The sequence below is a fragment of the Candidatus Accumulibacter contiguus genome (assembly GCF_036625285.1).
GTDB classification, from domain to species: Bacteria; Pseudomonadota; Gammaproteobacteria; order Burkholderiales; family Rhodocyclaceae; genus Accumulibacter; species Accumulibacter contiguus.
Map to the genome: position 1 here is coordinate 90,947 of NZ_JAZKUC010000003.1, position 24,512 is coordinate 115,458.

Genomic DNA, 24,512 nt, shown 5'->3' on the forward strand with positions numbered 1-24,512 from the left:
GGAGGTATCCATGAAAATGCTGCTGCGTCCCGCCATTTCGCTGTTCGTCTTGCTGTCGCTCATTACCGGTGTTCTGTATCCGCTCCTGGTCACCGGCGTGGCCCGGATCGCCTTTCCTGCCGCCGCCGGAGGCAGCCTGATCATCAAGGACGGCAAACCGATCGGCTCTGCACTGATCGGCCAGAACTTCAGCGATCCGAAGTACTTCTGGGGCCGCCCATCGGCGACGGCACCCCAACCCTATAACGCTGCCGCATCCTCGGGCTCGAACCAGGGACCCTTGAACCCAGCCCTCGCCGATGCCGTCAAGAGTCGGGTCGAGGCGCTGCACGCCGCCGACCCTGGCAACCAGCGACCCATACCGATCGACCTGCTCACGGCTTCGGCCAGCGGTCTCGACCCGCACATCAGCCCGGCCGCTGCCGACTACCAGGCGGAGCGCGTCGCCCGCGCCCGCCATCTCGAGATGAAGGCCGTGCGGCAACTGCTTGCCGAGAATACTGAAGGCCGCGACCTCGGCGTCTTCGGTGAACCGCGGGTGCATGTCCTCAGGCTCAACCTCGCCCTCGACGCGCTGCCGCAGTGAACACCGGCGGCCTCGCAGGCGGGCGTGTCGGCATCGGAAAGGATGAACTTCAAGGTGATGCCTGAACTGGAGTGGGAATACGGCTACCCGCTGGCGTTGGCCATGATCGCTGGTGCCATGGGGTTTCTCTTCTTCCGCTTTAGGCGCCTGGGCTGGCTATGACTGAACGTCCCGACCCCGATCAACTCCTGGCACGCGTCCAGGAGGAAGAGGCTAAAGCCGCACGCGGCAAACTGAAGATTTTCTTCGGCGCATCGGCCGGCGTTGGCAAGACCTACGCGATGCTCCTCGCCGCCCACCAGCAGAAAGAGCTGGGAACGGACGTGCTCATCGGCGTCGTCGAAACGCATGGCCGCAAGGAAACCGAGGCCTTGATCGCCGGTCTCGAACGGCTACCCCAGCTTGAAATTCCCTACCGCGGCAAGGTGCTCAGGGAGTTCGATCTTGACGGCGCACTCGCGCGCCGTCCAGCGCTGATCCTGATGGACGAACTGGCCCATGCCAACGTCGCCGGCTCGCGCCATCCCAAACGCTGGCAGGACGTGCATGAACTGCTCGCTGCCGGCATCGACGTCTACAGCACGGTCAATGTGCAGCATCTGGAAACCCTCAATGATGTGGTCAGCGGCATCGCCGGCATTCGTGTCTGGGAAACCGTACCCGACCGTGTCTTCGACGACGCCGACGAAGTGGTGCTGGTCGACCTGCCGCCCGACGAATTGCTGCAGCGCTTGAAAGAGGGCAAGGTCTATCTGCCGCAGCAGGCGGAACGTGCGATCCGCAACTTCTTCCGCAAGGGCAACCTGATCGCCCTGCGCGAGCTGGCGCTGCGCCGCACGGCCGACCGCGTGGACGACGAGATGCTGGCCTACCGCCGCGAAACCTCGGTGAGCAAGGTATGGCAAACGCGCGACGCGCTGCTGGTGTGCATCGGACCGGGAAGGGGTGGCGAGCGCCTGGTGCGCACCGGTGCGCGCCTGGCCGGGCGGCTTGAAGCTCCATGGCATGCCATTCACGTCGACACGCACACCGCGGGGCCGGAGCCGGAAGTGCAACGCCAGCGCATCGTCCGCGCGCTCGAACTGGCTGCTTCCCTCGGTGCCGAAACCGCGACACTTTCGGCCAACGAGGCGGTCGCCGCGATCGTCGACTATGCTCGCACTCAGAATCTGTCGCGGGTGCTGGTCGGGCGCGACCACTCGCGCCCCTGGCAACCCTGGTACCGTTCGATCGCCGACCGTATCGGCCACGCCGCGCCCGACCTCGACGTGGTTCAGGCGGCACGCAGCGAGGACAAGCGCGCCGCCGTGCCGGCGCCGACGGCTCCACCGACAGCTGGCGAGTGGCTGGCCTATCTCAAGGCAGCGGCGATCTGTGGCGCGCTAACGGCTCTGGCGGCGCCGCTGGCCGGCGCGATCGAACTCACCAACATCGCCATGTTGTTCCTGCTCGCAGTATTCTTCGTGGCCATGCGTCTTGGCCGTGGCCCTGCGGTGGCCAGCTCCTTTCTGGCAGTTGCGGCCTTCGACTTCTTCTTCGTGCCACCGCGTTTTTCCTTCGCCGTCAGCGATGCACAATATCTGATGACCTTCGCCGTGATGCTCATTGTGGCCTTGATCACAGGCCAGCTCACCGCGCGTTACAAGCAGCACGCCGATGTGGCAACGCAGCGCGAGGCGCGCGCCCGCGGGCTTTACGAAATGGCACGTGATCTGTCGGCAGCCTTGCTGCCGATGCAGATCGCCGAGGCTTGCGATCGCTTTCTGGCGGTCGAATTCAATGCCCAGGCTGCGCTGCTCCTGACCGACGCCCAAGACCGCTTGCGAGCGGAAGTCGTCAATGCCAGACCGGGTACCGCCGATACGCTGATCGTCGACGAGGGCGTCGCCCGCTGGGCCTTCGATCACGGCGAAGCGGCAGGACTGTCTACCGACACCCTGCCGGGCAGCCCGCTGCTCTATTTGCCGCTCAAGGCGCCGATGCGCACGCGTGGCGTTCTCGCCATCGCGCCGCGCGACCCGCTACGCGTCCAGGGTCCGGAGACGCGCCGCCAGCTCGAGACCTTTGCCAGTCTGGTGGCGATCGCCGTCGAGCGCATGCACTATGTCGAGGTGGCGCAGGCGACGCTGCTGCAGATGGAATCCGAGAGCCTTCGCAACTCGCTTCTGGCCGCCATCTCGCACGATCTGCGAACACCGCTGAGCGTACTCGTCGGCCTGGCTGAATCGCTCAGGCTGACGCAGCCGAGCGACGCTCAGGCTTTGATCGTCGAAACCCTCAAGGAGGAAGCGCTACGCATGAGCACCAAGGTCAACAAGTTGCTCGTTATGGCTCGTCTGCAGGCCGGCAGGGTTCAGCTCAACCGCCAGTGGCAGCCGCTCGAGGAAGTGGTCGGCAGCGCGCTCAAGGCCATGGAAATGTCGCTGACTGCACATTCGGTTCGTACGGCGCTACCCGATGAGCTGCCACTGATCGAGATTGATGCGGTACTGATTGAGCGGGTGCTCTGCAATCTTCTCGAAAATGCCGTCAAGTACACACCGGCCGGCACCGTAATCAGCATCGGTGCCATGCTGCGCGAGTACGAGATCGAAGTCTGGGTCGACGACTGCGGTCCGGGTTTGCCGAAAGGACGCGAAGAGAGTATTTTCCAGAAGTTTGAACGCGGTGCGCGGGAAAGCACGACGCCGGGGGTAGGGCTGGGTCTGGCCATCTGCCGCGCCATCGTCGAAGCGCACGGAGGCAGGATTCATGCCGAGAACCGCGCCAATGGCGGGGCACGTTTCCTCTTTTCTCTGCCTCGCGGTGTACCGCCGACGGTCTGCGAAGATGACTTGCTGGCGGCAGAGGACATCACTCCATGAACAACCCGATCGCCGGCATTGTCGTCGTCGAGGATGAAGCCAATATCCGCCGTTTCATCAAACTTGCGCTCGAAAGCGAAGGCTATCAGGTCTTCGAAGCCGACAGTGTGCAGCGTGCCCTGATCGAGACCGGCACCCGCCGCCCCGACTTGGTAGTGCTCGACCTCGGTCTTCCTGACGGTAACGGGATCGATTTCATTCACGAACTGAGAAGCTGGTCGGAGATGCCGGTGATCGTGCTTTCGGCGCGCAACGCCGAGACCGACAAGGTCGCTGCACTCGATGCCGGTGCCGATGACTACCTGACCAAGCCCTTCGGCACCGCCGAGTTGCTCGCCAGGGTACGTGCGCAATTGCGCCGTCGCAGCCGTGATGATCGCGGTGTGGCCATCATTGAATTCGGTGCGATGCGTGTCGACCTGACGCGGCGAAGCGTCGAACGCAACGGCACCGTGATTCACCTGACGCCGATCGAATACCGATTGCTCTGCTATCTGATCGCTAACCCCGACTGCGTGCTGACGCATCGGCAATTGCTGAAAAACGTCTGGGGTCCGGCGCATGTCGAAGACAGCCACTACGTGCGCGTTTATATGGGCTATCTGCGCAAGAAGATCGAAGACAATCCGTCGCGACCGCAGCACATTCTGACCGAAGCGGGTGTGGGCTACCGTTTTGTCGGTTCGCGAGCGGGCGATCAGTGAACACGCCTCTGCTCGGTACACCGAATCGATGTCCGGTCACAAACGGTCATGACTTTGCAAGACACCCCCGATGATGAAAGTCATGACCGTTTCCCCTCTCCCCCAACCCCTCCCACGGCCCGCGCTGCATCGCGGGCCGGCTGCGGCGGCGCGGAGCAGTGCTCCGCGAAACCCCGCCTTCGCCCCCGCGAGGGGGGAGGGGAGATTCGAGAGTCGCTCGCGACTTCCATAGTAATGCTTACAAATATAGAGCATTAGTCCCCGGGCCAGGCGATCGCCTGCTCTTTTAGATAGCTGTGGTCGATGAAGCCGCGTTCATAGCTCGGCCCGATAGCTTCCCTCGCCACTCGCGGGGGAGCGGGCAGAAAAAATTTTGTGTCTGTTAGTTGCAAAATGCAACAAAGTGGTCTACAGTGTGTTCATGCGCCGGCTGGTCGGCGTTGCCGAAGAAGGAGAGTGAGTATGACCTGGCAGAAGATTCATCCCCCCGTCGTTCGCAGCCTGCTGGAAAACGACCTGTACAAGTTCACGATGTGGCAGGCGCTGCTGCATAGCCACCCGGGAGCGCAGGCCGAATACGCCTTCTTCTGCCGGAACCGGCCCGTCTATCCGCTGGCAGAGCTTAAGGCCGACGTCGATGCCGAACTCGACCAGTTGTGCACCCTGACCTTCGGCGACGATGAACTCGCGTATCTGCGCAGCCTGCGCTTCATCAAGAGCGACTTCGTCGACTTCCTCTCGGTGTTTCGCTTCCAGCGCCGCTTCATCAGCACGCGCGCCGACGGCGAGCATCTGCGGGTCGTCGCCAGCGGCCCCCTGGTGCATGTCATGGCCTTCGAGATTTTTGTGCTCTACATCGTCAATGAGCTCTATTTCCGCCGGCTGTCGACCGAGGCTTCGATCCTTGCCGTGGCGCGCGAACGACTGCAGGCGAAGGTCGAATTCCTCAAGTCGGAGCGCCCGGCGCTGCTGTCGGCGAACGAGCCTTTCATCTTCTTCGACTTCGGCCTGCGCCGGCGCTATTCCGCTGCCTGGCACGAGGAAGTCGTGCGCACGCTGGCCAGAGAGGTGCCGGAGCATTTCCGCGGCACGTCCAACGTCTACTTTGCGAAGAAGCTGGGGCTGACGCCGATCGGCACGATGGCGCACGAGTACCTGCAGGCTTACCAGGCGTTCGGCTTCCGCCTGCGCGATTTTCAGAAAGCGGCACTCGAGGCCTGGGTGCAGGAGTACCGCGGCGATCTCGGCATCGCGCTGACCGACGTGGTCGGCATGGATGCCTTTCTCGCCGATTTCGACCTGTACTTTGCCAAGCTGTTCGACGGCCTGCGCCACGATTCGGGCGATCCCGTCGAATGGGCGGAGAAGGCGCTGCGCCACTATGCGCAACTGCACATCGACCCGATGAGCAAGCGCCTGGTCTTCTCCGACGGCCTCAACCTGCCGCGCGCGGTCGATCTGTACCGGCGTTTGCGCGGACGTGTGCAGACCTCCTACGGCATCGGTACCGACCTTTCGAACGATACGCCGCACCAGGCGCTGAATGTGGTCATGAAAATCATGGCGTGCAACGGGCAGCCGGTCGCCAAGCTCTCCGATTCTGCGGGCAAGACGTTGTGCGAGGACCGCACCTTCCTTGCCTACCTGCGCCAGGTCTTCAATCATCCGCTGGAAACGCCATGAGCCACTTTCGCATCACCCTCGCGCAGTTGAATCCGACGATCGGCGACATCGACGGCAACATCGGCCTGATGTGTCGAGCAGCCGCTCAGGCGCATGCCGAGCAGGCGCAGATGGTGGTTTTCCCCGAACTGTCGCTGACCGCTTACTCGCCCGGTGACCTGCTCGATGAACCCGAATTCATCGAGCGCGCGGCGGCGGGCCTGAACACGCTGCTTGCAGCCAGCCATGCGACACCGGGCCTGTATTGGGTGGTCGGCGCGCCGACGCGGCGCAGCGGCCCCGGCAAGCCGCTCGAAAACAGTCTGCTCGTGATTTGTGATGGCGCCGTCGTTGTCCGCTACGCGAAGCAGTTGCTGCCGACCTACAACATCTTTGACGAGCGCCGCCATTTCGAGCCGGGGCCGGATGTCGCCCGGATCCTGCGCGTTGGCGGCACGCAGGTCGGCTTCCTGATCTGTGAAGACGGCTGGAATGACGCCGGCAGCGACTATGCGGTCAACCCGTTTAGCCGCCTCGCCGATGCCCGTCCCGATCTGCTGGTGACGATCAACGCCAGTCCGTCGAACATCGGCAAGCGCGAACAGCGCCATCGTCTCTTTGCGGCGGCCAGCCAGCGCCACCAGATCCCGCTGGTCTATGTGAACCAGATCGGCGGGCACGACCAACTGGTCTTCGACGGCGCCTCGTTCGCAGTTTCTCCAACGGCTGGTGTGGTTTTCGAGGCGCCGCGCTTTGCCGAAGCGGTGAGCACGCTGCTGTGGGACGGCACGCTTTTTCTGTCGGCTACCGGGGAAGCGCTGCCGCCGATCGTCGCCGGTGGTTTGCCGGTGATGGAGTTCTACCGCCGGCAGATCGTTCTCGGCTTGCGCGACTACGCTCGCCGCTGCGGCTTCAGCCGCGCGGTCGTCGGTTCCTCGGGCGGGATCGACAGCGCGCTGACGCTGGCGCTCGCGGTCGAGGCACTCGGCGCGGACCATGTCGTCGCCATCACCATGCCCTCGTCTTTCTCGACGCCAGGCAGCGTCTGCGACTCCGAAGTGCTCTGCCGCAGGCTCGGAATCCGCCTGATCGAGCATCCGATCCGCGACCTCGTCAGCCAGTTCGCAGCGGATTTTGCCTCAGCCTGCAACGGCCCCTTGCGCGGCCTGGCGCTCGAGAATCTGCAGGCGCGGGTGCGCGGCACCATCCTGATGGAGTATTCCAACAGTTATGGCCACCTGCTGCTCACCACCGGCAACAAGAGTGAAATCTCGGTCGGCTATTGCACGCTGTACGGCGACACCAACGGCGGTCTGGGTTTGATCGGCGACCTCTACAAGACCGAAGTCTTTGCCTTGAGCCGGCACCTCAACGAATGCGCCGGTGGCGAAGTGATCCCGCAGGCGATCCTCGACAAGGAGCCTTCGGCCGAACTCGCGCCCGGTCAGCGGGACACCGACAGCCTGCCGCCGTATCCGCTCCTGGATACGATCCTCAAGGTGCTGATCGAGGGTGAGCGCCTCGGTGCCGGCGAGCGCGCGGAAGTCGAGTCCGCCTATGCGCAACTGCTGGCCGACGCCGAGGGCAGGGCGCTGCTGACGAGAATTCGGCGCATGATCGCGCGCAACGAATACAAGCGACGCCAGGCCCCGCCGATTCTGCGCCTGCGCGGGCGCGCTTTCGGCAGCGGCCGGCAGATGCCGATTGCCGCTTGCTATGACTGAACAGGAGCCCATTGACCAGGAGCCCAAATGACCCCCGACCGATTCGACATCGCCGTACTGATTGGCCGTTTCCAGCCCTTCCACAATGCGCATGCGGCCTTGCTCGCCAGAACACTGCAAAGCGCCGGGCAGGTGATCGTCCTGCTCGGGTCGGCGCACGCCGCGCGCAATGCGAAGAACCCGTTTACCTGGGAGGAGCGCGCCGCCATGATCGGCAGCACGCTCGACGACGCGACGCGCGAGCGTGTCCGTTTTCTGCCGATTCGCGACTACTACGACGATCGGCGCTGGAGCGAGGCGGTCGTCGCCGCGGTGCAGGAGCACAGTGCGCCGGGCGCGCGGATTGCCCTCGTCGGCTACCTCAAGGATGCCTCCAGCCAATACCTGCAACGTTTTCCGCGCTGGCAGTTCGTCGCCGCGCCGCAATTTGACGAGATCGATGCGACCAGCATCCGCCAGATCTACTTCGAGAGCGAAGACTGGCCGGCGACGCAGGCACTGCTCGGCGGGCTGCTACCGGCGACGATCGTTCATTATCTGAAGGGCTGGACCCGTCTGCCGCATTACCGCCAACTGCGCGGTGAGCATCTGGCCCTCGAGGAGAACCGGCGGATCTGGGGAAACGGTCCTTTCGTGACCGTGGACGCGGTCGTCATCGCGTCCGCGCACGTCCTCCTCATCGAACGTGGGCATCCGCCGGGAAAGGGCTTGTGGGCGGTACCGGGCGGTTTCCTCGAGGCGCGTGAGCGCGTCCTGCAGGGCGCGATTCGCGAGTTGCGCGAAGAAACCGGCCTCGGCCTGCTCGATTCCACCCTTGAAGTGGCCCTGCAAAGCGTCGCCGTTTTCGATCATCCCGACCGCAGTCTGCGCGGGCGAACGATCACGCATGCGCACTGCTTCGATCTCGGCGACTGCCGCTTGCCCGATGTCTGCGGCGCCGACGATGCGGCGCAAGCCAGGTGGACTCCGATTGCAGAACTCCAGGCCATGGAAAGTCGCTTTTTTGAAGATCACTTCAACCTGCTCGACCACTTCCTGTCCCTGCATCCCTGAGCCTGGCGCGATGTCATTCACCGCACTCACCTGTCCGCAATGCGGCGCGGCGCTGCCCAGGCAGGCGAGCTGGCGCATGGTGATCTGTCCCTATTGCAGCGCGACGGTCACCCGCAACAAGTCGCTGGTGCAGGCGGCGCCCTTGCGCGAAGCGGCGGCGCGAGTTCGTGCGCAGGCCCTGGCCGGCTACCCATCGACCTTGCCGGTGCTGCGCTGGCAGGGGCAACGCTACCAACTGCTCAAGCGGGTGGGCATCGGCGAACACGCCGAAGTCCATCTCGCCGAACGCATGGGTCTCTTTCCGGAACGGGTGATCGTCAAACTGGCGCACGCCGGTACGAAACCCGGCGTGCTTGCAGCCGAGGCCGAGATCCTGCGCGCCCTGCAGGCGAGTACGCTGGCAGAGGCGGCGTACCTCTCGCAAAGGGTTCCGCAAGCGATTGCCAGCGGTGTCGGCGAAACGGCCGGCGGGAACGAGCGGGAAGGGCTGCTGCTTCGCCATCCTTCCGGATACTGGGGCAGTCTGGCGCAGGCCCTGCGTTACGCAGCAACCGGAATCGATCCGCGGCACGCTGTCTGGATCTGGAGGCGAGTCCTCGAAGTGCTGGCATTTGCGCACGACAGCGGCTGGACGCACGGCGACCTGCGACCCGAGCACTGGCTCGTACACCCGCGCGATCACGGCGTGCTCCTCGTCGGCTGGTCGCACGCCATGCCTGGCGCGGATGGCGCAGCGATCGCCCGCGATCTGCGGCAATCGGCGTGGACCCTGCGTGCGCTCTTGTGCGGAGGCGACGCGCTGCCCACCTGCGGGCGCAGTACGCCTTCTCCCCTGGTGGCTTTGCTGCAACGCAGCAGCGAAGACGCCGCCTGGTGTGCCGAGGTCGGCGCGCGTGGGCTCGACCAGGCGCTGGTCGCGGCCGCTCGCGCCGCCTTCGGGCCACCGAAATTCATCCCTTTCAACCCCACTTCGGCGACTTGCCGCTAGGAGAAAATCATGGGCTACGGTAGTTATTCACACAGCGCGCATGCGGCGCTGACCACGGATCGGGCGGCGCTGTCACGCGCCGAAGTCTTCAAACAACGGGGCTGTCACGCCTTGATGGACCCCAGGGGCCTGACGGTTCGCGAAGCGCGCGACAGCGCCGAACATCCGAACTCGCTCGGCATCGTCTTTGCGCTCGATGTCACCGGCTCGATGGGAAATATTCCCGAATTCCTCGCGCGCCACGATCTGCCGACTTTCATGAAGTTGCTGACCGATTGCCGGGTTCCCGACCCGCAGGTGATGTTCATGGCGATTGGCGATGCCACCTCGGATGGCGCGCCGCTGCAGGTCGGGCAGTTCGAAACCACTGCGGAACTGATCGACCAGTGGCTCACCTGGAGTTACCTCGAAGGAGGAGGCGGTGGCTCGAATAGCGAGAGTTACGAGCTGGCTTTCTACGTACTCGCGCAACACACCGACCTCGACTGCTGGGTGAAGCGCAGGAAGCGTGGCTATCTGTTCATGACCGGCGATGAGCACCCCTATCCGGCCGTTTCTCGTCATCAGATCGAAGCCCTGATCGGCGAGAGGCTCGACGAAGACATCGCGCTCGAGGAGGTCGTCGCCGCTGCCGCCGAAACCTGGCATCTCTTCTTCCTGATTCCGGATCGGCAACGCCGTCAAGGCTGTGAAGCACGCTGGCGCGAGGTGCTCGGCGATCAGGTGATCTGCATGGAATCTCATGTGGATACCTGCGCGATCGCGGCAGCGATTGTCGGTCTGACCGAGGGCGCCCTCAGCGGCGTCGACGCGGTCGCCGATGTCCTGCACGCCAACGGCACCCCGCGTGATCGCATTGCCGCCACCGTCCGTGCGCTGCAGCCTTATGCTGATCTGCTCGACCCGGACGCGCCAAAGCGTATACACACGCATCCGGCTTCGACCGCGATCGGCAAACCCGACTGGTGGAAGCGCCTGTTTTCCTGACGGTCATGGCGGTTGCAGGTATCCCCGATCATGACAGTCATGACCGTTTCCCTCTCCCCCGACCCCTCCCCCGCGAGGGGGGAGGGGAGATTCGTGAGTCGCTGATGCGACTTTCACACTAAGGGGGAGGGCCTGTGCGCATGCCCCGCCTGGTCTCCCTGCTCGGTCTGGGTTTCGGCGATTGTGGCAAGGGCGTGTTTACCGACGCCCTCTGCCGGCGCTGGCAGGTACACACGGTCGTCCGTTTCAACGGCGGCGCGCAGGCCGGACACAACGTCGTCCTGCCCGACGGCCGGCAGCATACCTTCTCGCAATTCGCTGCCGGGACGCTGGTGCCGGGAGTGGCGACCGTTCTCGCCTATCCGGTGGTCGTCCATCCCGGCGCGCTTCTGGTCGAGCATTCCCGGCTGCAGTCGATGGGCGTCGATGATGGCCTGGCGCGCCTGTTCATCGATCGGCGCTGTCGGGTCAATACGCCGTTTCATCAGGCCGCCGGTCGTCTGCGCGAGCTGGCGCGTGGCGCCGCGGCACATGGAAGCTGCGGGGTCGGGGTCGGCGAAACCGTACACCATGCGCTCGCTCACCCCGAGCACACGCTGCATTACGGCGACCTGGCGCGACCCGCGCTGGCGATGCAGAAACTGCAGGCCATTCGCCGCGATCTCCTGCCCGTGTTCGCCGCCCTGGGCAAGGCTGTCGCAAATGCTGCAGCAATCGCGGCCGAGCATCGTTTGCTCGCCGACGCGCAGCTTGCCGAAGCCTGGCTGGAAAACATCCAGAACCTGTTGCGGTACGTTCCCCCATCGTCAGCAGAAAGAATCGCCGCGCGCCTGACGCGCCCCGGGACGGTCTTGTTCGAGGGGGCACAGGGCGTTCTCCTCGATGAATGGCGGGGATTCCATCCGCACACCACCTGGAGCAGCATCCACCCGCGCGCCGTCGAAGCGGTAGCGGCAGACTACGGCTGCCCTGCCCGGGTCGAGCACCTCGGGGTCCTGCGCGCCTATCTCACGCGGCACGGAGCGGGTCCCTTCCCGACGGCCGACGCCGGACTGGACGTTCTCCCGGAGCCGCATAACAGCGACCAGGGCTGGCAGGGCCGCTTCCGGCGTGGCCACCCGGACGGTGTGCTCCTGCGCTACGCACTGGCGGCCACCGGGCGTCTCGACGGCCTGCTGGTCAGTCACCTCGATGCCTTCGGGCATGTTCCCGGGCTGCGCTGGTGCGAGGCCTACGAGACGACCGTGCCCGGAGAAGAGTGCCAGGCTGCCGGCTGGCTGGCGCCGTCCGGGCGCGTGACGAGCCTGCCGTGCAGCGCCAGAGAAGACCTGGCACACCAGGCAGCGCTGACGGACCTGCTCTTCCGGGTACGTCCGGTCTATCAGGCGCGCACGCTGACTGCAGCGGCGTCGCTGCTCGAGCGGCTGGAGCAGGCCGCTGCCTGCCCGATCTGGTTTGCCTCCTGCGGGCCGAGCCACGAGGCTGTCCAGCTTCGTTCGCAACCGAGATGGAGGTGAAGGGGCGGATTACCGAAGTTGCGGAATCTTGCCAAACCCTGCGGACTACAGCGAAAAGAGGGGATTGAAACGCCGGAATCGGGTGCTCATCCACCCGGTAATCATCGCGTTACTCGCTTTTCAGTCCGACAGTCGCGGGCGGCACATCGCCGACGGTGATTTCCAGCGAGTTGCCTCGCAGGACCACGCTGTCGATCATTGCACGAACCTCCAGCTTACCTGCGGCAGGTACCGGGAAACCGGCAAATCCGACGACGAACTGCATGGCGTAGCCGTCGTCCAGTCCTACACGGGGTTGCTTGATAACCGATTGTAAAAACTCAGGCGGCGGCTCGATCGCTTGCAAGACCTCGCCATCACGATGCACCTCAAGTTTTACAGAGGAAGGTGCCTTTTCAGATGGCATGCGCAAGTTGGCAATGATCGCCAATTTAGGGAGATGGGTTGGCACCGAGGGAACCCGCAACCCACCTTGAAAAGCTCCAATGATCGACATCTGCCCGGTAATTTCCTGGCGGACATCCTCGGCATAGAGGCAAAAGAGGTACGGGGAGTTAGACACGGTCAGCCTCCGCTTTATTAGTCGCCTCAACCGCAGCGATGACCTCTCTGATATCAACCCCGAGCACGGCGGCAAGTTTCTGGAGGGTAGACAGACTCGGGTCCCCTGGTTTTTTCTCGAGGCGCGCAATGTTGGGCTGCTTCATGTCCATCTTCCCAGCCAGCTCAGACTGCGACAGGCCGGCCGCCAGGCGCAAGGCGGAAAGTGGCCGGAATCCCGGATTAAGGTGGTCAGCAACTTTGGCAAGACGCTGTCGCCCTTTCACGATCGCCACAGCACGCAGGGGGTTGTTCCTGATGCGCGCAATGCGCTCGGTTGCAGAAACGCCTCTCTTCGGCGAGCTATCGCCGGCCACATGCCGATTCATCGCGATCAATACCGGCGTGATCTGCAATCCGAAGAGGCCGCTATGGGACCCGCCTAATGGCAGGAATGTTGAGCCTGTCGTACCGATCACAGAGACTTCGGTGTTCATCAGTTGTGGTGTCATAGCAAGTCGCCCTGGGTTGAACGGTCAAAACAAAATATTCGTCGGTATGCGCGTCATGCCCGATGAAAACACGGTAATCAATCAGATGTCCGTCTTCGTCATAAGGTTTCAGCGTGTAAATTCTTCGGCACGCTTGCCAACACTCTGCGAAGCACTTGATCTCGAAGGAGGGACTGAACATGTAGTGCCACTTGGGAACCTCGTCGCTGAGTGTGTCCAAGGAACGCCTACGAAATAACTTCCCGTTTTGACTGTGCGCTCGGGCATGCCACTTGCTTGCTTGGTTGTTCTGAAAACAGCAAAGGGAATGCAGCGTGGGCTATTACCGGGAAGACGTAGAGCGGCGAATGAAGGAATTCTATCGGCGACTATCGGAAAAGGATCGTCGCCGGTACGCGGCGGTGGAGTCTGACAAGTTGGGGCATGGGGGCCAGCAGTACATCGCGCAGTTGTTTGAGATCGATAGCAAGACGATCCGACAAGGACTGGCCGACCTGGACATAGCGGAAGAGGCGACGGGGGATAAGCTCCGAAAAAAGGCGGTGGGCGGAAGCGTAAGCTCGACCTGACGCCCGAATTATCGACGACGTTTCTGGACGTCGTTCGAGAGCATACGGCGGGCTGTCCGCAGCACGCCATTCGTTGGACCCATCTGCGCCAGCCGGAGATTGCCCGGCGCATTAGCGCGACGGGAACCCCGGTCAGTTGCCGGATTGTTCGCCAGTTGCTGAAGCAGCATGGCTTTGTTCGCCGTCAGGCGCAGAAGAAGACGTCGTTCAAGCAGCACCCTGAGCGCAACCCGCAGTTTGAAAACATCACAGCGCTCAAGGCCGCGTACCTGGCGGCTGGTCAGCCCGTACTCTCCATGGACACCAAGAAGAAAGAGATGCTCGGCAATTTTTACCGGAACGGCACGCTTTACACCCGAGAGACCCTGGCCGTGCTGGATCATGACTTTCCCAGCTATAGCGAAGGCAAAGTCGTACCGCATGGCTTGTACGACATCGGTTTGAACAAAGCCCATGTCAATCTGGGCACGAGTCATGACACCACGCAGTTCGCGTGTGACAGCGTGGAACGTTGGTGGTCTTTGCACGGACGTCACGATCATCCCAATGCCGATAAGATATTGATTCTGTGCGATGGCGGTGGCAGCAACCCCTCACGCTCGCCGTTGTTTCAGCAGGACTTGCAAGCGCTTGCCAATCGGCTCAAGCGGGAAATTCGGATCGCCCACTTCCCGCCGTATTGCTCCAAGCACAATCCGATTGAGCACCGCGTCTTCCCCCATGTCACGCGCGCTTGCGAAGGCGTCGTATTTGAAAGCGTGCCTCTGGTCAAACAACTGATCGAGCGTACCCAGACTCGAACTGGACTTCAGGTCACCGTCGATATTATCGATCGCGTCTACGAAACCGGACGGAAAGCGGCGCTTGATCTCAAGGCATCCCTGCGCATCGTCGCCGATGCACTACTGCCCCCATGGAATTACACCATCCTGCCAAATTCAACAGCATAAAACCGGGAAGTTATTTCGTGGGCGTTCCCAAGAGGTCATGGTCAGCCCCCAGTTCCTCGATCAGTGCATCGATCAGCCCGGCGTCATCTGGGTTGGTTTCCACCAACGCATCGAGCTCGTCTTCGAACTCTTCGATCGTGTTCAGAACTGACATTCTATATCGTCTACGATATGTTTTGGCAAGTGATTCGTCAATCGTAATGTGTACCGACACCGGCCATTCAACTGAGCCACCTCACCGGCCGCTTTGGCCAAACAGTTGGCTAAAGTCAGATTCCCGCCGCCGGCAACTTATTGATCAGTAAGCCGCCATTGCCCATGATAAATCCATCAGGCCGTTCTGGGTCGGTGGCTGCCGGTGGCCTACGAAATCTGTGCGACTGCTTCCCGTCTGAACTGGCTGTTGATGGTCGGCCTCGGCGGTTTCCCATCGAGCTGGCCGCTCTAGCAGTTGTCTTTGCTCTCCGTAGACGCGCCAAACAACATCTTGCGAAAGCGCGCGAGGGAGGTCTTCGCATTCTGCAAGGCCTCCATCACGACGTAGGGCTTTGTCGAAGAAGTTGTGTAAAGCGTGGAACTGGGTGCAGGCGAATGGCGCACTGCGCGACATGGGGGCTGATCGAATTGCCAGAAGTGCGTCAGATCTCTTTGCCCGTGCTCGGTCGTCTTCATTGCATCACCGCCAGCGGGAGGTCTTCGAGCCACAGGTATTCGCGCTGGATCGTGCCATCGGCGGCGCTCTCGGCGATCAGACGACCTTCGGGGTCGTAGAGGTAGCGGGTGTCGGTGGCGTTCTGCTTGCGGATGCGTTCGCCGAGACCGTTGTAGTCGTAGCGGGTGACGCCGGCGGCCGTGCTGGTCTGGGTCAGGCGGCCTTTGCCGTCATAGACGTAGGTGTTGGCGCCGTCGCTGGTGATGCTGCCATTGGCGTCGTGACTGTAGATCTTCGGCGGGGCGCTGCCGACACTTTGCAAACGGTTGCTGAGTGGGTCGATGGTGTAGTTGCGGATGCTGCTGCCGAGGGTGTGGCTGCTGCGGTTGCCGGTGGCGTCCCAGGTGTAGCCGTAGGCGGTGCTCGGCAGGCTGGCGCTCGTCAGGCGATCGAGCCCGTCGTAGCCGTAAGTTGCGCTCTGGGCGGCATTGGCGGCGTCGAACTGGGCGCTGATGCGACCGGCGGCGTCGTAGCTCAGGAGCCAGTTCTGGCTGCCGAGGGTGTAGCTCGCGATGCGGCCATCCTGGTCCTGGTTGCGGGTGTGGACCTGGCCGGCGCCGTTGCGATAGCTCTTGATGCCGCCGAAGGGGTGGTAGTGGATGTCGGTCGCGATCACCCGTGTCTGACCGTCACCGCCCGGGGCGCTGTCGGTCAGGCGGACTTCGCTGATCCGGCCGATGGCATCGCGGCTGTAGGCAATCGTCCGGCCGCTCGGGGTGGTCAGGCCGGTCATGCGGCCAGCCGACCAGGTCCAGGCGGTGGTGTGACTGACACCGCCAACGCTGCGGGTCTGGCTGAGCAGGCGGCCCTGCGCGTCGTAGCGGTTCTCCAGGCGGCTGACGAGTGCGTCGTTGCGGGTGTCGTCGATGCGCGTCAGGCGGCCAATGCCGTTCTCGCCCTGATCCCAGAAGTAATCGGTGCGGCTGCCGTCGGCGTACGAGATGCGCGTCGGGCGGTTCAGGGCGTCCCAGGTGAAGACGCTGGTCTGGCCCTTGGCGTCGGTACGGGTGATTTCGTTGCCGGCGGCGTCGTACGTGCTGGTCGTCAGGCCGCTGTCGGGGCTTTGTTGGCGCAGGCGGTTGCCGAGGCCGTCTACGCTGTAGGTGGTGGCGAGGTTTCTCGGGTCGGTGACGCTGGTCAGGCGATCGAGACCGTCGTACTGGTAGCGGGTCTGGCCGGAGGTGGGGTCGGTGAACTGGAGCAGGCGGTCGAGGGCGTCGTAGGCGAAGCTGCTGCGCTGGTCCAGGGGGTCGGTGATCTGGCTACGGTTGCCGTTGGCGTCGTAACGGTAGGCGGTGATCTGGCCGCGGGCACCGATGTCCTGCGCGAGCCGGCCGAGGCCATCGTAGAGGCGTTGGCGGGTCTGGGCAAGTTGGTTGGCGGGGTCGCGGATGTCTTCGCGGAGGCGGTTGCCCATGGCGTCGAGGGTGTAGACGATCTGGTTGCCGAGGTTGTCGCTGATGGCGGTGAGTCGATGCGCGGGATCCCAGGTATAAGCGAGGCTGCTACCGTCGGGGAGCGTGACGCGGGTGAGTTGGCCGGCAGGGTCGTAGGAGTACGTGGTGACTTCGCCGTCGATACTGCGACTCGCCAGGCGCTGGCGGGAGTCGTAGCTCAGCGTGGTGATACGGCCGTTGGCGTCGATGACGGTGAGCGGGTTGCCGTGCGGGTCGTAGGCGGTGATCTGGGTGAGGTGGCCGAGGGCGTTGGTGACGGTGGCGAGATGGCCGCGCTTGCCGGGGTCGGGGTCGGCGGCGTCGTAATAGCCATAGGTGGTGAGGTCGGCGACGTTGGTACGCGGACCGTCGGCGGTGAGCACACGGCCGCGGTCGTTGTAGGTGAAGGTCCAGGTCCGCGGGAGCCCGCTAGGAGTGGCGGCGAAGCCGCTACTGCCAGCGGCGTCGGCGGTGGCTTGTTCGCTCTTCTGGCAGACGACGCTGAGCGCTGGGTTGGTACTCGGGGCGCAGCTGACGACGTTGCCGCCGACGCTGTCGCCGTGGAGAATCCAGGTGGTGAGGCGTTTGGGCTCGGCGACTTTGACCGGGCGACGCCAGGCCGGGTGCCACTGGGTCGAGACAGTGCGCGCTTCGGCCTGGCCGCTGGCTTCGACGCGGCGGGTTTCGAGGTTGCGGGGAAGGTCGTAGGTGTAGGTGTCGAGGCGGCCGTTGAAGTCGGTGCGCGTGCTGAGGTTGCCGTTGGCGTCGTAGGTGAAGCGCTGCGTGACGCCGGGAAGGAGTGCATGGCTGATGCTGTTGATCTTGTGGGCGCCGAGGATTTCCTGGAAGCGGTATTCACTGACGGCGTTGAACGGGTTGGTGTGGGTGGCGCCGGTGATCTTGCCGCTGCCGTCTTTCTGGTAGCTCAGGCGGTGCTGGTCGACGCCACCGGCGTGTTCGCTGCTGGCGACGAGGGCGCTGCTGTCGTAGGTCCAGTGGGCGTAGGGGACGCCGTTCTCGTCGGTCAAGCCGGTGAGCAAGGCAGGCTCGACCTGGCCGGCAACGGGGAGGCTGGTGTAGGTGTAGGAACGAGTCGTGCCATCGGGATAGGTGACCGTGATCAGGTTGCCGGCGGCGTCGTAGGTGTAGATGACTTTGTGGCCGGCCGGGTCGGTCAGTTCGCTGAGCAGTCCCTGGCTGTCATGGGTGAAAGTCAGACGGCGCCCGAAGTGGTCCTCGACGCGGCTCGGCGTGTTGGCGCCAGGAGCATAACTGAAGCGGAGCGAGAGACCGTCGCGGTCGGTGCGCGTGAGGCGCCGGCCGCTGGCATCGTAGGTCTCGACGGCGTCGTCGCTGTCGCGGTAGGTCCAGCCGGTGGCGGTCTTTTCCAGTTGGCCGACGATGTCGGCGTCGCCGATCCACTGGGTGGCGCTGCCGGGTCGGGGTCGGAAATAGAGGATCTGACCATCGTCGCGCAGCATCAGGACGAGATTGGTCGCTGCCGCGGGATTGAGCAGCACGTCGTAATGGTGGCGCCAGCGGTTGCCCAGGCTGCGGCGCGAGGCGCTGCCGACGTGATATGGGCTTTGACTGTCGTAATAGCGCTTGAAGGCCAGGGGCGAGGTGCCGGCAAAGGCATAATCGGTTTCCCACTGGACCTTGCAGCCCTGGCCGGGAACGATCGGGTTGGCGATGCACAAGTCGGGTTTCTTCTTCTCCGGCGGCAGCGCACACAGCGGCGATCCGGGCAGCTTGACCAGGCCACCAGAGCAGCCACAGCTTCCGGGGGGCGGGATATTGGTGCCGAAGGGGAGCAGCAACGGCCCGGGGAAAACGTTTTCATAGGTGGTCCTGCCGGTGGTATCCGGGTAATCGGCCATGGACACCCCGGCGATGCTCTGAGAAGCCGGATAACGACGGTTGACGAGCAGCAGGTGCAACTTGCAGTTACTGGCAAAGACGCGACTCTCGGCGAACGCCGCGCCAAAGGTTTTCTTCAGACCGGACTCCAGATTCGCCGGCTCATACCAACCGACTTCGATCTCCCCGCCACCGCCAATGCCACCATCGATCACCTGGCCGTCAGGACCGCAGCGCAGCGACAGGAAGGAATACAGGTATTGGCCATTGACCGGCCCCGCCTTGGCCACGAACTCGCTGCCGATCGAGAAGTTGGTGTAGCTGCATGCGGTGCTCCAGGCGAGGCTGGAGAACAGCGTGGCACAGAGGGCGGAGACGGTGCGGAGGGCGGTGAGCTGATGTTCAGGGGAGAGTCTGGTCATGGCCGTGTCCTTGTCGCTTGGAGCTTGTTTACATGTGGGTGAGCGGTTTCCGGTTTTCGTTGCCGACGGCAGGTGATCGAGCGATGCACACTCCGCGCTACGGGGCGAAGCTGGCGCTGATTGCGCCATTTGGGTCAGGCCACGGTCTTCAGGGGCGTATGCATTCCGAGTGGGAATGCCCTGACTACGTTACCAGTCCTGCTCACTGCATTTTCTCCCTGCTTTGGCCGCAACGGAGATATCTTTGATCCAGTTTTGTGCGCTGCTTTGTGTGGAACACACGGTATCAACATTCAGCTTGTTCGGGACGATACCTAATTCCCTAATCCGCTGTCCTACCTCGGCTTCGCAGATTTTACGCTGTTCGGAGAAATCCAGGGCGTCAAGCAGTGGAAGCATGCGCTTGCCTTTTGACAGGATATAGCACGTATAGCTCTCCCCCAGCGCGCCATCTAACACATAGCGGCGAAGCTTCGCCAGCTCTGCGTCGGCCCTTCTTGAAGACCTTTCGCCAATAAAAGCAAGCCCCAACTCGCTGCCACGGCAAGAGACTAACGACTGATACGTTCCGGGGGAAACACTTGAAAGCATAATATCGTTGAGGAGACAGTAGCGAGCGTGTGAGATCAGGCGATCCTCTCGATCCTCAGCAGCTATAGCGACCGATGATAGATTCGGCTGGTTCAATAGGGCCGCTAGCACGAGGGCAAATATGTTCCGCATGTTAATCTGTCACGAGGAGAATGCTACCGGGTTCGCTGTCAATCAACTGGTTCAGTCGCTGGATATCTGCGGAGGAGCCAGTTATGCAGCCTTCGGAGCAAAAAGGTGAGTTAAGCGATGGTCCGAAAGCGTTCAGGCAGCTATGCGACGCTAACAGGCTCCTGTTATAGGTATTCGTTCCAGGATGCGGCGTGAGCCTTCTGCCGTTGGGCTTTCCGCTTGATCCCGCCGCGCCGAAACCCCACATACCTTGTGGAATCGGACCTCGGTTTGCAAGATGGGTACAACTTGGATTGTTCTTGCACTGCATTCCGTATCCGTTGTTTCCGGATGCAACAGGAATATCGAGAGCAAAAGGATTGTTCAAAGCGTGGTCATCTGAGACACAGGTGAGTCGCCCTGCTGAAATGCTGAACCAGCAGAAGGCGAGTCCTTCAGGATCAACAAATTTAAGCGGATTCCCTTTTACATAGGCATAGGTGTTTATGCCGCCTCCTAACCCAATGGGATCGCTCTGCACATACCTCCCAGTAATCGGATCATAGTCCCTGAAATAGTTGTAATTCAGATGACTCTCCGTGTCTGCGTACTGCCCCGGAAACCGCAGGTTCAATGTGAACGCTTGTCCATCGCCATCCGGATCCTCTTCGGGCAGACTCATCCCGAACGGCTCGCCGAGCGGCGTATTTCTCCAGACCACCCGGTTCGCCTCATCGGTGACCAGGCGTGGCGTATTCAGATGATCGTGATGCAGGTAGTAGAGCTTCACCCCGCCGGCAGCCACGGTGATCGGCACTTCCGCGGACCAGGTCATCGCTCCGCCACTGTCGGTGGCCCGGGCCTTCAGCACGTAGCTGCCGGCAGGGACGTTGCTCCAGGTGATGCGGTACGGTGCGCTGGTGGCGCTGCCGATCGGCGTGCTGCCTTGATAGAAGGCGACTTCAGTGATGCTGCCGGTGCTGTCCGCGGCCTCGGCGCTGACGGTGATCGTCGCCAGGGCGGTGAAGCTCTGGTGGGCCGCTGGAGCACTCAGACTGACCGTCGGCGGAGTATTGGTGACGAGGATGCTGACCGTGGCGGGGGCGCTGGCGAGTTGGCCGTCATGGACGATCAACTGCACGACGTACTGGCCGGGGAGGTCGGCGCGGAAGGTGGGATTTGTGCTGTGGGCGGCGGTGAGCACGGCCTGGCTGTCGGGGGGTCTGGCGATCAGTGACCAGGCGTAGCTGAGGGTCGCGCCTTCGGGGTCCCTGGAGGCGCTGCCATCGAGTGGGATCCAGCTGCCGAGCGATACGCTCTGGTCGGGACCGGCGTTGGCGAAGGGCGCCTGGTTGATCGTGCTGCATTTGGCGCGCGTGCAGGACAGTACGCAGGCGCGCACGTCGAGAATGTCGATGCGGCCATCGTGATTGGCATCGCGGGGGTCATCCGGGCCGGTAACCGTGGGACGGCTCGGCAACATGCGCTGCAGCAGGGTGATGTCGTCGAGGTCGACATCCCCGTCGCCGTCGAGGTCGCAGGTTTTGGCCCAGACCTGACCCGCCAGCACGAACCAGCACAGGAGCAGCCCTACCCCATGTTTCGCAGTTCGAAACATCGACCCCATGTCCCCCCGGGCGAGCGTTGGAGGCGCTCAAAAACAGCCTCGAATCGTAACTACTCAGGGCGACCACGCCGAAGCTCAAGCGAGGCGAGGCTGAGGGGGCTGGCCCTGGAAAGTGAGGATCAGGGCGTGGAAGAGATTGGCGCCCTGCTTGTGCATGGTTGCGAGATACGAGTGAATGATGCAGTAGGCATCGGCCCCCTTCTTGGTCCGGAAGCCGCCGGAGACTTTCTGTTTGACCTTGGACATGCGCACGGCTTGCTCGGCCAGGTTGTTGGTGAACGGAACGCCGGGATCCGTGGCAAAGCGCCAGACATCGTCGGTGTAGGTGCGCAAGCGCAGGAGGAGGTTCGTCGCCTTGCTTTGCCGGGGACGCCCGCGTTTGCCCGAGGGTGGAGCCCGGGGATTGAGGGCTTCCCCTTCACTGAGAATGTCGGCGTAGCGGGACAGGAAGAACGCCCGGCGGGATTCCGGCAGCGGCGCGCCGGTCTGACCGACCTCATGACAGGCCGTCCGCAGGAGATCGATCATGCGGCCGGCCCAGGCTTGCCCGAGATCCTCAAAGAGGTAGGTCAGCTCGCGCAAGTGATGGGCATTGCACAGACCGTGCTTGCAGAGGAGGTCACGATAAGGCTTCCAGCCATCGTGAATGAGGGTGCCCAGGAAGCCGGGCAGAATTCCCAGGGCATCGAACGCCTGCTTGCCGCGTTTCGCATGGCAGGCGACCCAGGTCAGCAGCGTGGTCGCCAGGACGTGCATCCAGTGCAGCGAGCCGGCGACACGCAGCCCGGTCTCATCGGCGTGCGCGACATCGGCGACTTGAAGGGCCTGGCCGATGGTGCTCACCGTCGGCGTCAGCCGGACCCCGGCCTCCTGTGAGGCGGCGAGTACCGTGGCTTCGGCCATCGGCAGTCCGAAGAAATCGTCCATCAGCTCCGACGTGCGTTGCACCGGCATCATGTGGTGTTGCGTCAGATGCACCGCTGCCGCCAACGCCGCCGGCCCGTACTGGACCGGCGAAGAAACGCCTTCCGGGAACTCGCCACGGCACACCTCGCCGCAGGCGCAGGTCGCCGCCCAAACTTGATGCTCGGTGACCTCAAAGCGCAACGGCGGCAGATCGAACACCTGCCGGCTCTCGGCCATCGTCGCTTCCCCCAGGGGGCCTTGGCACGCGTGGCAGTGGGCCGCGGGCAAATGCACGACGACTCGATCCGGCTTTTCTACCTTCTGGAGCGTGTGTCCAGTATGCCCCGGCTGTCCGCCATTCGGGTGCTGCCCCGGTTTGCGCAGCGAACGGGGCTTGGCCGGCAGCTTGGCCAGCCCATCCGAGGACGGTGGTTTGCTCGAATTGTGGCTATTCTTGGCCCCTCGACCTTCCAGTTCCTGCACCTTCGCCTGCAGCTTCTCCACTTCTCCCCTCAACTGCCGCACCAGCGCACGTAAGGGCCAAAGCTCGCGGATCAGATCATCCTTCTCGGCAACACTCAGTCGTTCAAGGTCGGGAATCTCGTCCATGCCCACTCACCTGTACGAAGCCTATCCATTGCGAGGTCAATGCTGGGTTCTCTTGAAAGCTTGGACGTTCGCTCTGAGCAAAAATTCCAGTACCTGAGCGTCGCCACGCTTCAGCCTGTCCGCTTGGCGGAGGACTCCTGAGTAGTTACCTCGAATCAAGGCCAGGCCCCTTGCCTGGCGTTCAGCTCATTGGTCGGCAGTCTGTGCTGCCTGCTGCGCCCGCTCTCGGGCGAACGGTTTTTACGGCTGTTGGGCCAGCCACTCCGCGAGGCTTTGCCGGCCGATGGGGCCGGGCAGTGTTTGCCACAGGTCTGACCCTTTCGTTCGGCGGGTTATAGTCCATCCGGTCGAAATTGTAAAGCGGTTTTTGGTCCGACGATCCTGGCCGGGAACTCTACCATTGATCACAATTTGGACAGCAGCGTGTTATCCTCTGCTCTCGAAATTTGCCTGCCGAGTCACCAATGGGTCGTTCAAGGGGGAAATCTGCTGGTTCCTGGGCGCAGCCAGAGCGGCTGCGAGTCGCCTTGGCCTGGTTCGCCGGCGGTCTGTTGCTGCATCCTGCGATGGCTTGCGCGACGGGCAGCGTTTACGTCTCGTATGCTGCCGATGGTGTGCCGAGCTACGCCAGCCAGCGCCTCGATCCGAGCTACCGGCTGTTGATCCGCGGCGAGAACCCGCCCCAGGATCGCGGCACGGCTTCAAGGAAGCTCGCGAGGGTGGACCAGGCCGCCGGAAAACTGCAATTGACGCCGCTGATCGACCACTACGCACGCCTCCACCAGGTCGCACCTGAACTCGTGGCGGCGGTGGTCGGGGTGGAGTCCGGGTATAACGCCCGGGCCGTCTCGCCGAAGGGCGCACTCGGCGCCATGCAGCTCATGCCGGCGACGGCCGCCCGCTACGGGGTCACCGATGCCGGCGATGCGGCACAGAACATCGATGCCGGCGTGCGTCATCTCAGGGATCTGCTCAACGCGCATCAGGGCAACGTCGCCCTCGCACTGGCCGCCTACAACGCCGGCCAGGGAGCGGTGGCCAGGCACCGCGGGCGCATTCCGCCGTATCCCGAAACCATGCTGTATGTCCCGGCGGTACTCGCTGCGGCGGCGCGGGGAAACCGGCCATGATCCTACCCGCAGACGGCAGCTCCCCGGATCGGCGCCGCGCGCGCGGCTTCACCCTGCTCGAACTGCTGGTGGTGGTGACGATCATCGGTCTCCTGGCAGCCTATGTCGGCCCGAAGTATTTCTCGCAGCTGGGCAAGTCGGAGCAGGGCGTCGCCAAGGCACAGATCGAGGCTTTCGCGCGCGCGCTCGATACGTACCGGCTCGACGTCGGCCACTATCCGACGACTGAAGAAGGACTCAATGCGCTGCTGACCAGGCCGGCCAATGCCACCCGCTGGAACGGGCCATACCTGCAGAAAGCGGTGCCGCTCGATCCCTGGGGTCGCGCGTACCTCTACCGCTCGCCAGGCACCACCGGCGACTTCGACATCGTGTCCTACGGCAAGGACGGCCAGCCCGGCGGCAGCGGGGATGCCGCCGACGTCAGCAATCAATGAGTCTGTTGCGGAGAC

21 protein-coding genes are annotated in these 24,512 nt (G+C 63.2%); 14 read left to right on the plus strand and 7 right to left on the minus strand.

The window, feature by feature from the left end; translation table 11 throughout:
- Window positions 1-10 precede the first annotated feature (10 nt).
- The 10 genes from kdpC (at window position 11) to V5B59_RS25470 (ending at window position 12,085) form a co-directional block, all read left to right on the plus strand.
- Entirely contained in the window at window positions 11-586 is a 576-nt protein-coding gene (kdpC, locus tag V5B59_RS25425; RefSeq protein WP_169071716.1) for a potassium-transporting ATPase subunit KdpC, read from the plus strand.
- Window positions 587-628: 42 nt separating this feature from the next.
- Window positions 629-748 carry a CorA family divalent cation transporter gene (locus V5B59_RS25430; protein WP_308240189.1) on the plus strand — a complete coding sequence of 40 codons (120 nt, stop codon included), beginning with the start codon at window positions 629-631 and terminating at the stop codon, window positions 746-748.
- The gene (locus V5B59_RS25435; RefSeq protein ID WP_169071717.1) at window positions 745-3,450 is read left to right on the plus strand and encodes a DUF4118 domain-containing protein; all 2,706 of its coding nucleotides are present in this window, start codon (window positions 745-747) and stop codon (window positions 3,448-3,450) included. The genes V5B59_RS25430 and V5B59_RS25435 overlap by 4 nt, the downstream gene beginning before the upstream one ends.
- Entirely contained in the window at window positions 3,447-4,154 is a 708-nt protein-coding gene (gene kdpE, locus V5B59_RS25440; protein ID WP_034913720.1) for a two-component system response regulator KdpE, read from the plus strand. Before V5B59_RS25435 ends, kdpE begins: the two co-directional genes overlap by 4 nt.
- 462 nt (window positions 4,155-4,616) lie before the next feature.
- On the plus strand, window positions 4,617-5,837 hold the full coding sequence (pncB, locus tag V5B59_RS25445; RefSeq protein ID WP_169071718.1) for a nicotinate phosphoribosyltransferase: 1,221 nt from the start codon (window positions 4,617-4,619) through the stop codon (window positions 5,835-5,837).
- Window positions 5,834-7,540: an NAD+ synthase gene (locus tag V5B59_RS25450; RefSeq protein WP_169071719.1), complete on the plus strand. Its 1,707-nt coding sequence runs from the start codon at window positions 5,834-5,836 to the stop codon at window positions 7,538-7,540. Before pncB ends, V5B59_RS25450 begins: the two co-directional genes overlap by 4 nt.
- Before the next feature lie 27 nt (window positions 7,541-7,567).
- Window positions 7,568-8,593 (plus strand): bifunctional nicotinamide-nucleotide adenylyltransferase/Nudix hydroxylase, encoded by a 1,026-nt coding sequence (locus V5B59_RS25455; RefSeq protein WP_169071720.1) that lies wholly within the window; start codon window positions 7,568-7,570, stop codon window positions 8,591-8,593.
- Between the two features lie 10 nt (window positions 8,594-8,603).
- Complete coding sequence (locus tag V5B59_RS25460) at window positions 8,604-9,581, plus strand: protein kinase family protein (RefSeq protein ID WP_169071721.1); 978 nt, start codon at window positions 8,604-8,606, stop codon at window positions 9,579-9,581.
- A gap of 9 nt (window positions 9,582-9,590) precedes the next feature.
- Entirely contained in the window at window positions 9,591-10,568 is a 978-nt protein-coding gene (locus tag V5B59_RS25465) for a VWA domain-containing protein (protein ID WP_169071722.1), read from the plus strand.
- A gap of 140 nt (window positions 10,569-10,708) precedes the next feature.
- Window positions 10,709-12,085 (plus strand): adenylosuccinate synthetase, encoded by a 1,377-nt coding sequence (locus tag V5B59_RS25470; protein WP_169071723.1) that lies wholly within the window; start codon window positions 10,709-10,711, stop codon window positions 12,083-12,085.
- A 109-nt stretch (window positions 12,086-12,194) separates the two neighbouring features.
- On the opposite strand, the gene V5B59_RS25475 is transcribed toward V5B59_RS25470, so the two are convergent.
- Both V5B59_RS25475 and V5B59_RS25480 read right to left on the minus strand, forming a co-directional pair.
- Window positions 12,195-12,647 (minus strand): DUF6941 family protein, encoded by a 453-nt coding sequence (locus V5B59_RS25475; protein WP_169071724.1) that lies wholly within the window; start codon window positions 12,645-12,647, stop codon window positions 12,195-12,197.
- Window positions 12,640-13,122: a helix-turn-helix domain-containing protein gene (locus V5B59_RS25480; protein WP_332352509.1), complete on the minus strand. Its 483-nt coding sequence runs from the start codon at window positions 13,120-13,122 to the stop codon at window positions 12,640-12,642. The genes V5B59_RS25475 and V5B59_RS25480 overlap by 8 nt, the downstream gene beginning before the upstream one ends.
- 362 nt (window positions 13,123-13,484) lie before the next feature.
- Between V5B59_RS25480 and V5B59_RS25485 the strand changes: the two genes are divergently transcribed.
- A complete protein-coding gene (locus V5B59_RS25485) occupies window positions 13,485-13,706 on the plus strand; it encodes a hypothetical protein (RefSeq protein ID WP_248594609.1) in 222 nt (73 codons plus the stop codon).
- Window positions 13,707-13,729: 23 nt separating this feature from the next.
- Window positions 13,730-14,656 (plus strand): ISAzo13 family transposase, encoded by a 927-nt coding sequence (locus tag V5B59_RS25490; RefSeq protein ID WP_332352539.1) that lies wholly within the window; start codon window positions 13,730-13,732, stop codon window positions 14,654-14,656.
- Window positions 14,657-14,666: 10 nt separating this feature from the next.
- Here the strand turns inward: V5B59_RS25490 and V5B59_RS25495 are convergent, their stop codons facing one another.
- From V5B59_RS25495 to tnpC, 5 genes are all read right to left on the minus strand, one after another.
- A complete protein-coding gene (locus tag V5B59_RS25495) occupies window positions 14,667-14,810 on the minus strand; it encodes a hypothetical protein (RefSeq protein WP_332352510.1) in 144 nt (47 codons plus the stop codon).
- A gap of 514 nt (window positions 14,811-15,324) precedes the next feature.
- Window positions 15,325-19,086: a DUF6531 domain-containing protein gene (locus V5B59_RS25500; RefSeq protein ID WP_332352511.1), complete on the minus strand. Its 3,762-nt coding sequence runs from the start codon at window positions 19,084-19,086 to the stop codon at window positions 15,325-15,327.
- 189 nt (window positions 19,087-19,275) lie between these two features.
- Window positions 19,276-19,809 (minus strand): Imm57 family immunity protein, encoded by a 534-nt coding sequence (locus tag V5B59_RS25505; protein ID WP_332352512.1) that lies wholly within the window; start codon window positions 19,807-19,809, stop codon window positions 19,276-19,278.
- 1 nt (window position 19,810) lies between these two features.
- Entirely contained in the window at window positions 19,811-21,406 is a 1,596-nt protein-coding gene (locus V5B59_RS25510; RefSeq protein ID WP_332352513.1) for an RHS repeat-associated core domain-containing protein, read from the minus strand.
- An 84-nt stretch (window positions 21,407-21,490) separates the two neighbouring features.
- Entirely contained in the window at window positions 21,491-22,930 is a 1,440-nt protein-coding gene (gene tnpC, locus V5B59_RS25515) for an IS66 family transposase (RefSeq protein WP_169072211.1), read from the minus strand.
- Between the two features lie 527 nt (window positions 22,931-23,457).
- On the opposite strand from tnpC, the gene V5B59_RS25520 reads away from it, so the two are divergent.
- Together V5B59_RS25520 and gspG are read left to right on the plus strand one after the other, a co-directional pair.
- Window positions 23,458-24,060 carry a lytic transglycosylase domain-containing protein gene (locus V5B59_RS25520; RefSeq protein WP_332352514.1) on the plus strand — a complete coding sequence of 201 codons (603 nt, stop codon included), beginning with the start codon at window positions 23,458-23,460 and terminating at the stop codon, window positions 24,058-24,060.
- Window positions 24,057-24,497 carry a type II secretion system major pseudopilin GspG gene (gene gspG, locus V5B59_RS25525; protein WP_332352515.1) on the plus strand — a complete coding sequence of 147 codons (441 nt, stop codon included), beginning with the start codon at window positions 24,057-24,059 and terminating at the stop codon, window positions 24,495-24,497. The genes V5B59_RS25520 and gspG overlap by 4 nt, the downstream gene beginning before the upstream one ends.
- The last annotated feature ends 15 nt before the right edge of the window (window positions 24,498-24,512 follow it).

What these genes read in the sequence shown, in the direction of transcription:
- kdpC (WP_169071716.1), top strand. Translation starts at nt 11, where the DNA reads ATGAAAATGCTGCTGCGTCCCGCCATTTCGCTGTTCGTCTTGCTGTCG.
- V5B59_RS25430 (WP_308240189.1), top strand. Translation starts at nt 629, where the DNA reads ATGAACTTCAAGGTGATGCCTGAACTGGAGTGGGAATACGGCTACCCG.
- V5B59_RS25435 (WP_169071717.1), top strand. Translation starts at nt 745, where the DNA reads ATGACTGAACGTCCCGACCCCGATCAACTCCTGGCACGCGTCCAGGAG.
- kdpE (WP_034913720.1), top strand. Translation starts at nt 3,447, where the DNA reads ATGAACAACCCGATCGCCGGCATTGTCGTCGTCGAGGATGAAGCCAAT.
- pncB (WP_169071718.1), top strand. Translation starts at nt 4,617, where the DNA reads ATGACCTGGCAGAAGATTCATCCCCCCGTCGTTCGCAGCCTGCTGGAA.
- V5B59_RS25450 (WP_169071719.1), top strand. Translation starts at nt 5,834, where the DNA reads ATGAGCCACTTTCGCATCACCCTCGCGCAGTTGAATCCGACGATCGGC.
- V5B59_RS25455 (WP_169071720.1), top strand. Translation starts at nt 7,568, where the DNA reads ATGACCCCCGACCGATTCGACATCGCCGTACTGATTGGCCGTTTCCAG.
- V5B59_RS25460 (WP_169071721.1), top strand. Translation starts at nt 8,604, where the DNA reads ATGTCATTCACCGCACTCACCTGTCCGCAATGCGGCGCGGCGCTGCCC.
- V5B59_RS25465 (WP_169071722.1), top strand. Translation starts at nt 9,591, where the DNA reads ATGGGCTACGGTAGTTATTCACACAGCGCGCATGCGGCGCTGACCACG.
- V5B59_RS25470 (WP_169071723.1), top strand. Translation starts at nt 10,709, where the DNA reads ATGCCCCGCCTGGTCTCCCTGCTCGGTCTGGGTTTCGGCGATTGTGGC.
- V5B59_RS25480 (WP_332352509.1), bottom strand. Translation starts at nt 13,122, where the DNA reads ATGAACACCGAAGTCTCTGTGATCGGTACGACAGGCTCAACATTCCTG.
- V5B59_RS25485 (WP_248594609.1), top strand. Translation starts at nt 13,485, where the DNA reads ATGAAGGAATTCTATCGGCGACTATCGGAAAAGGATCGTCGCCGGTAC.
- V5B59_RS25495 (WP_332352510.1), bottom strand. Translation starts at nt 14,810, where the DNA reads ATGTCAGTTCTGAACACGATCGAAGAGTTCGAAGACGAGCTCGATGCG.
- V5B59_RS25500 (WP_332352511.1), bottom strand. Translation starts at nt 19,086, where the DNA reads ATGACCAGACTCTCCCCTGAACATCAGCTCACCGCCCTCCGCACCGTC.
- V5B59_RS25505 (WP_332352512.1), bottom strand. Translation starts at nt 19,809, where the DNA reads ATGCGGAACATATTTGCCCTCGTGCTAGCGGCCCTATTGAACCAGCCG.
- V5B59_RS25510 (WP_332352513.1), bottom strand. Translation starts at nt 21,406, where the DNA reads ATGTTTCGAACTGCGAAACATGGGGTAGGGCTGCTCCTGTGCTGGTTC.
- tnpC (WP_169072211.1), bottom strand. Translation starts at nt 22,930, where the DNA reads ATGGACGAGATTCCCGACCTTGAACGACTGAGTGTTGCCGAGAAGGAT.
- gspG (WP_332352515.1), top strand. Translation starts at nt 24,057, where the DNA reads ATGATCCTACCCGCAGACGGCAGCTCCCCGGATCGGCGCCGCGCGCGC.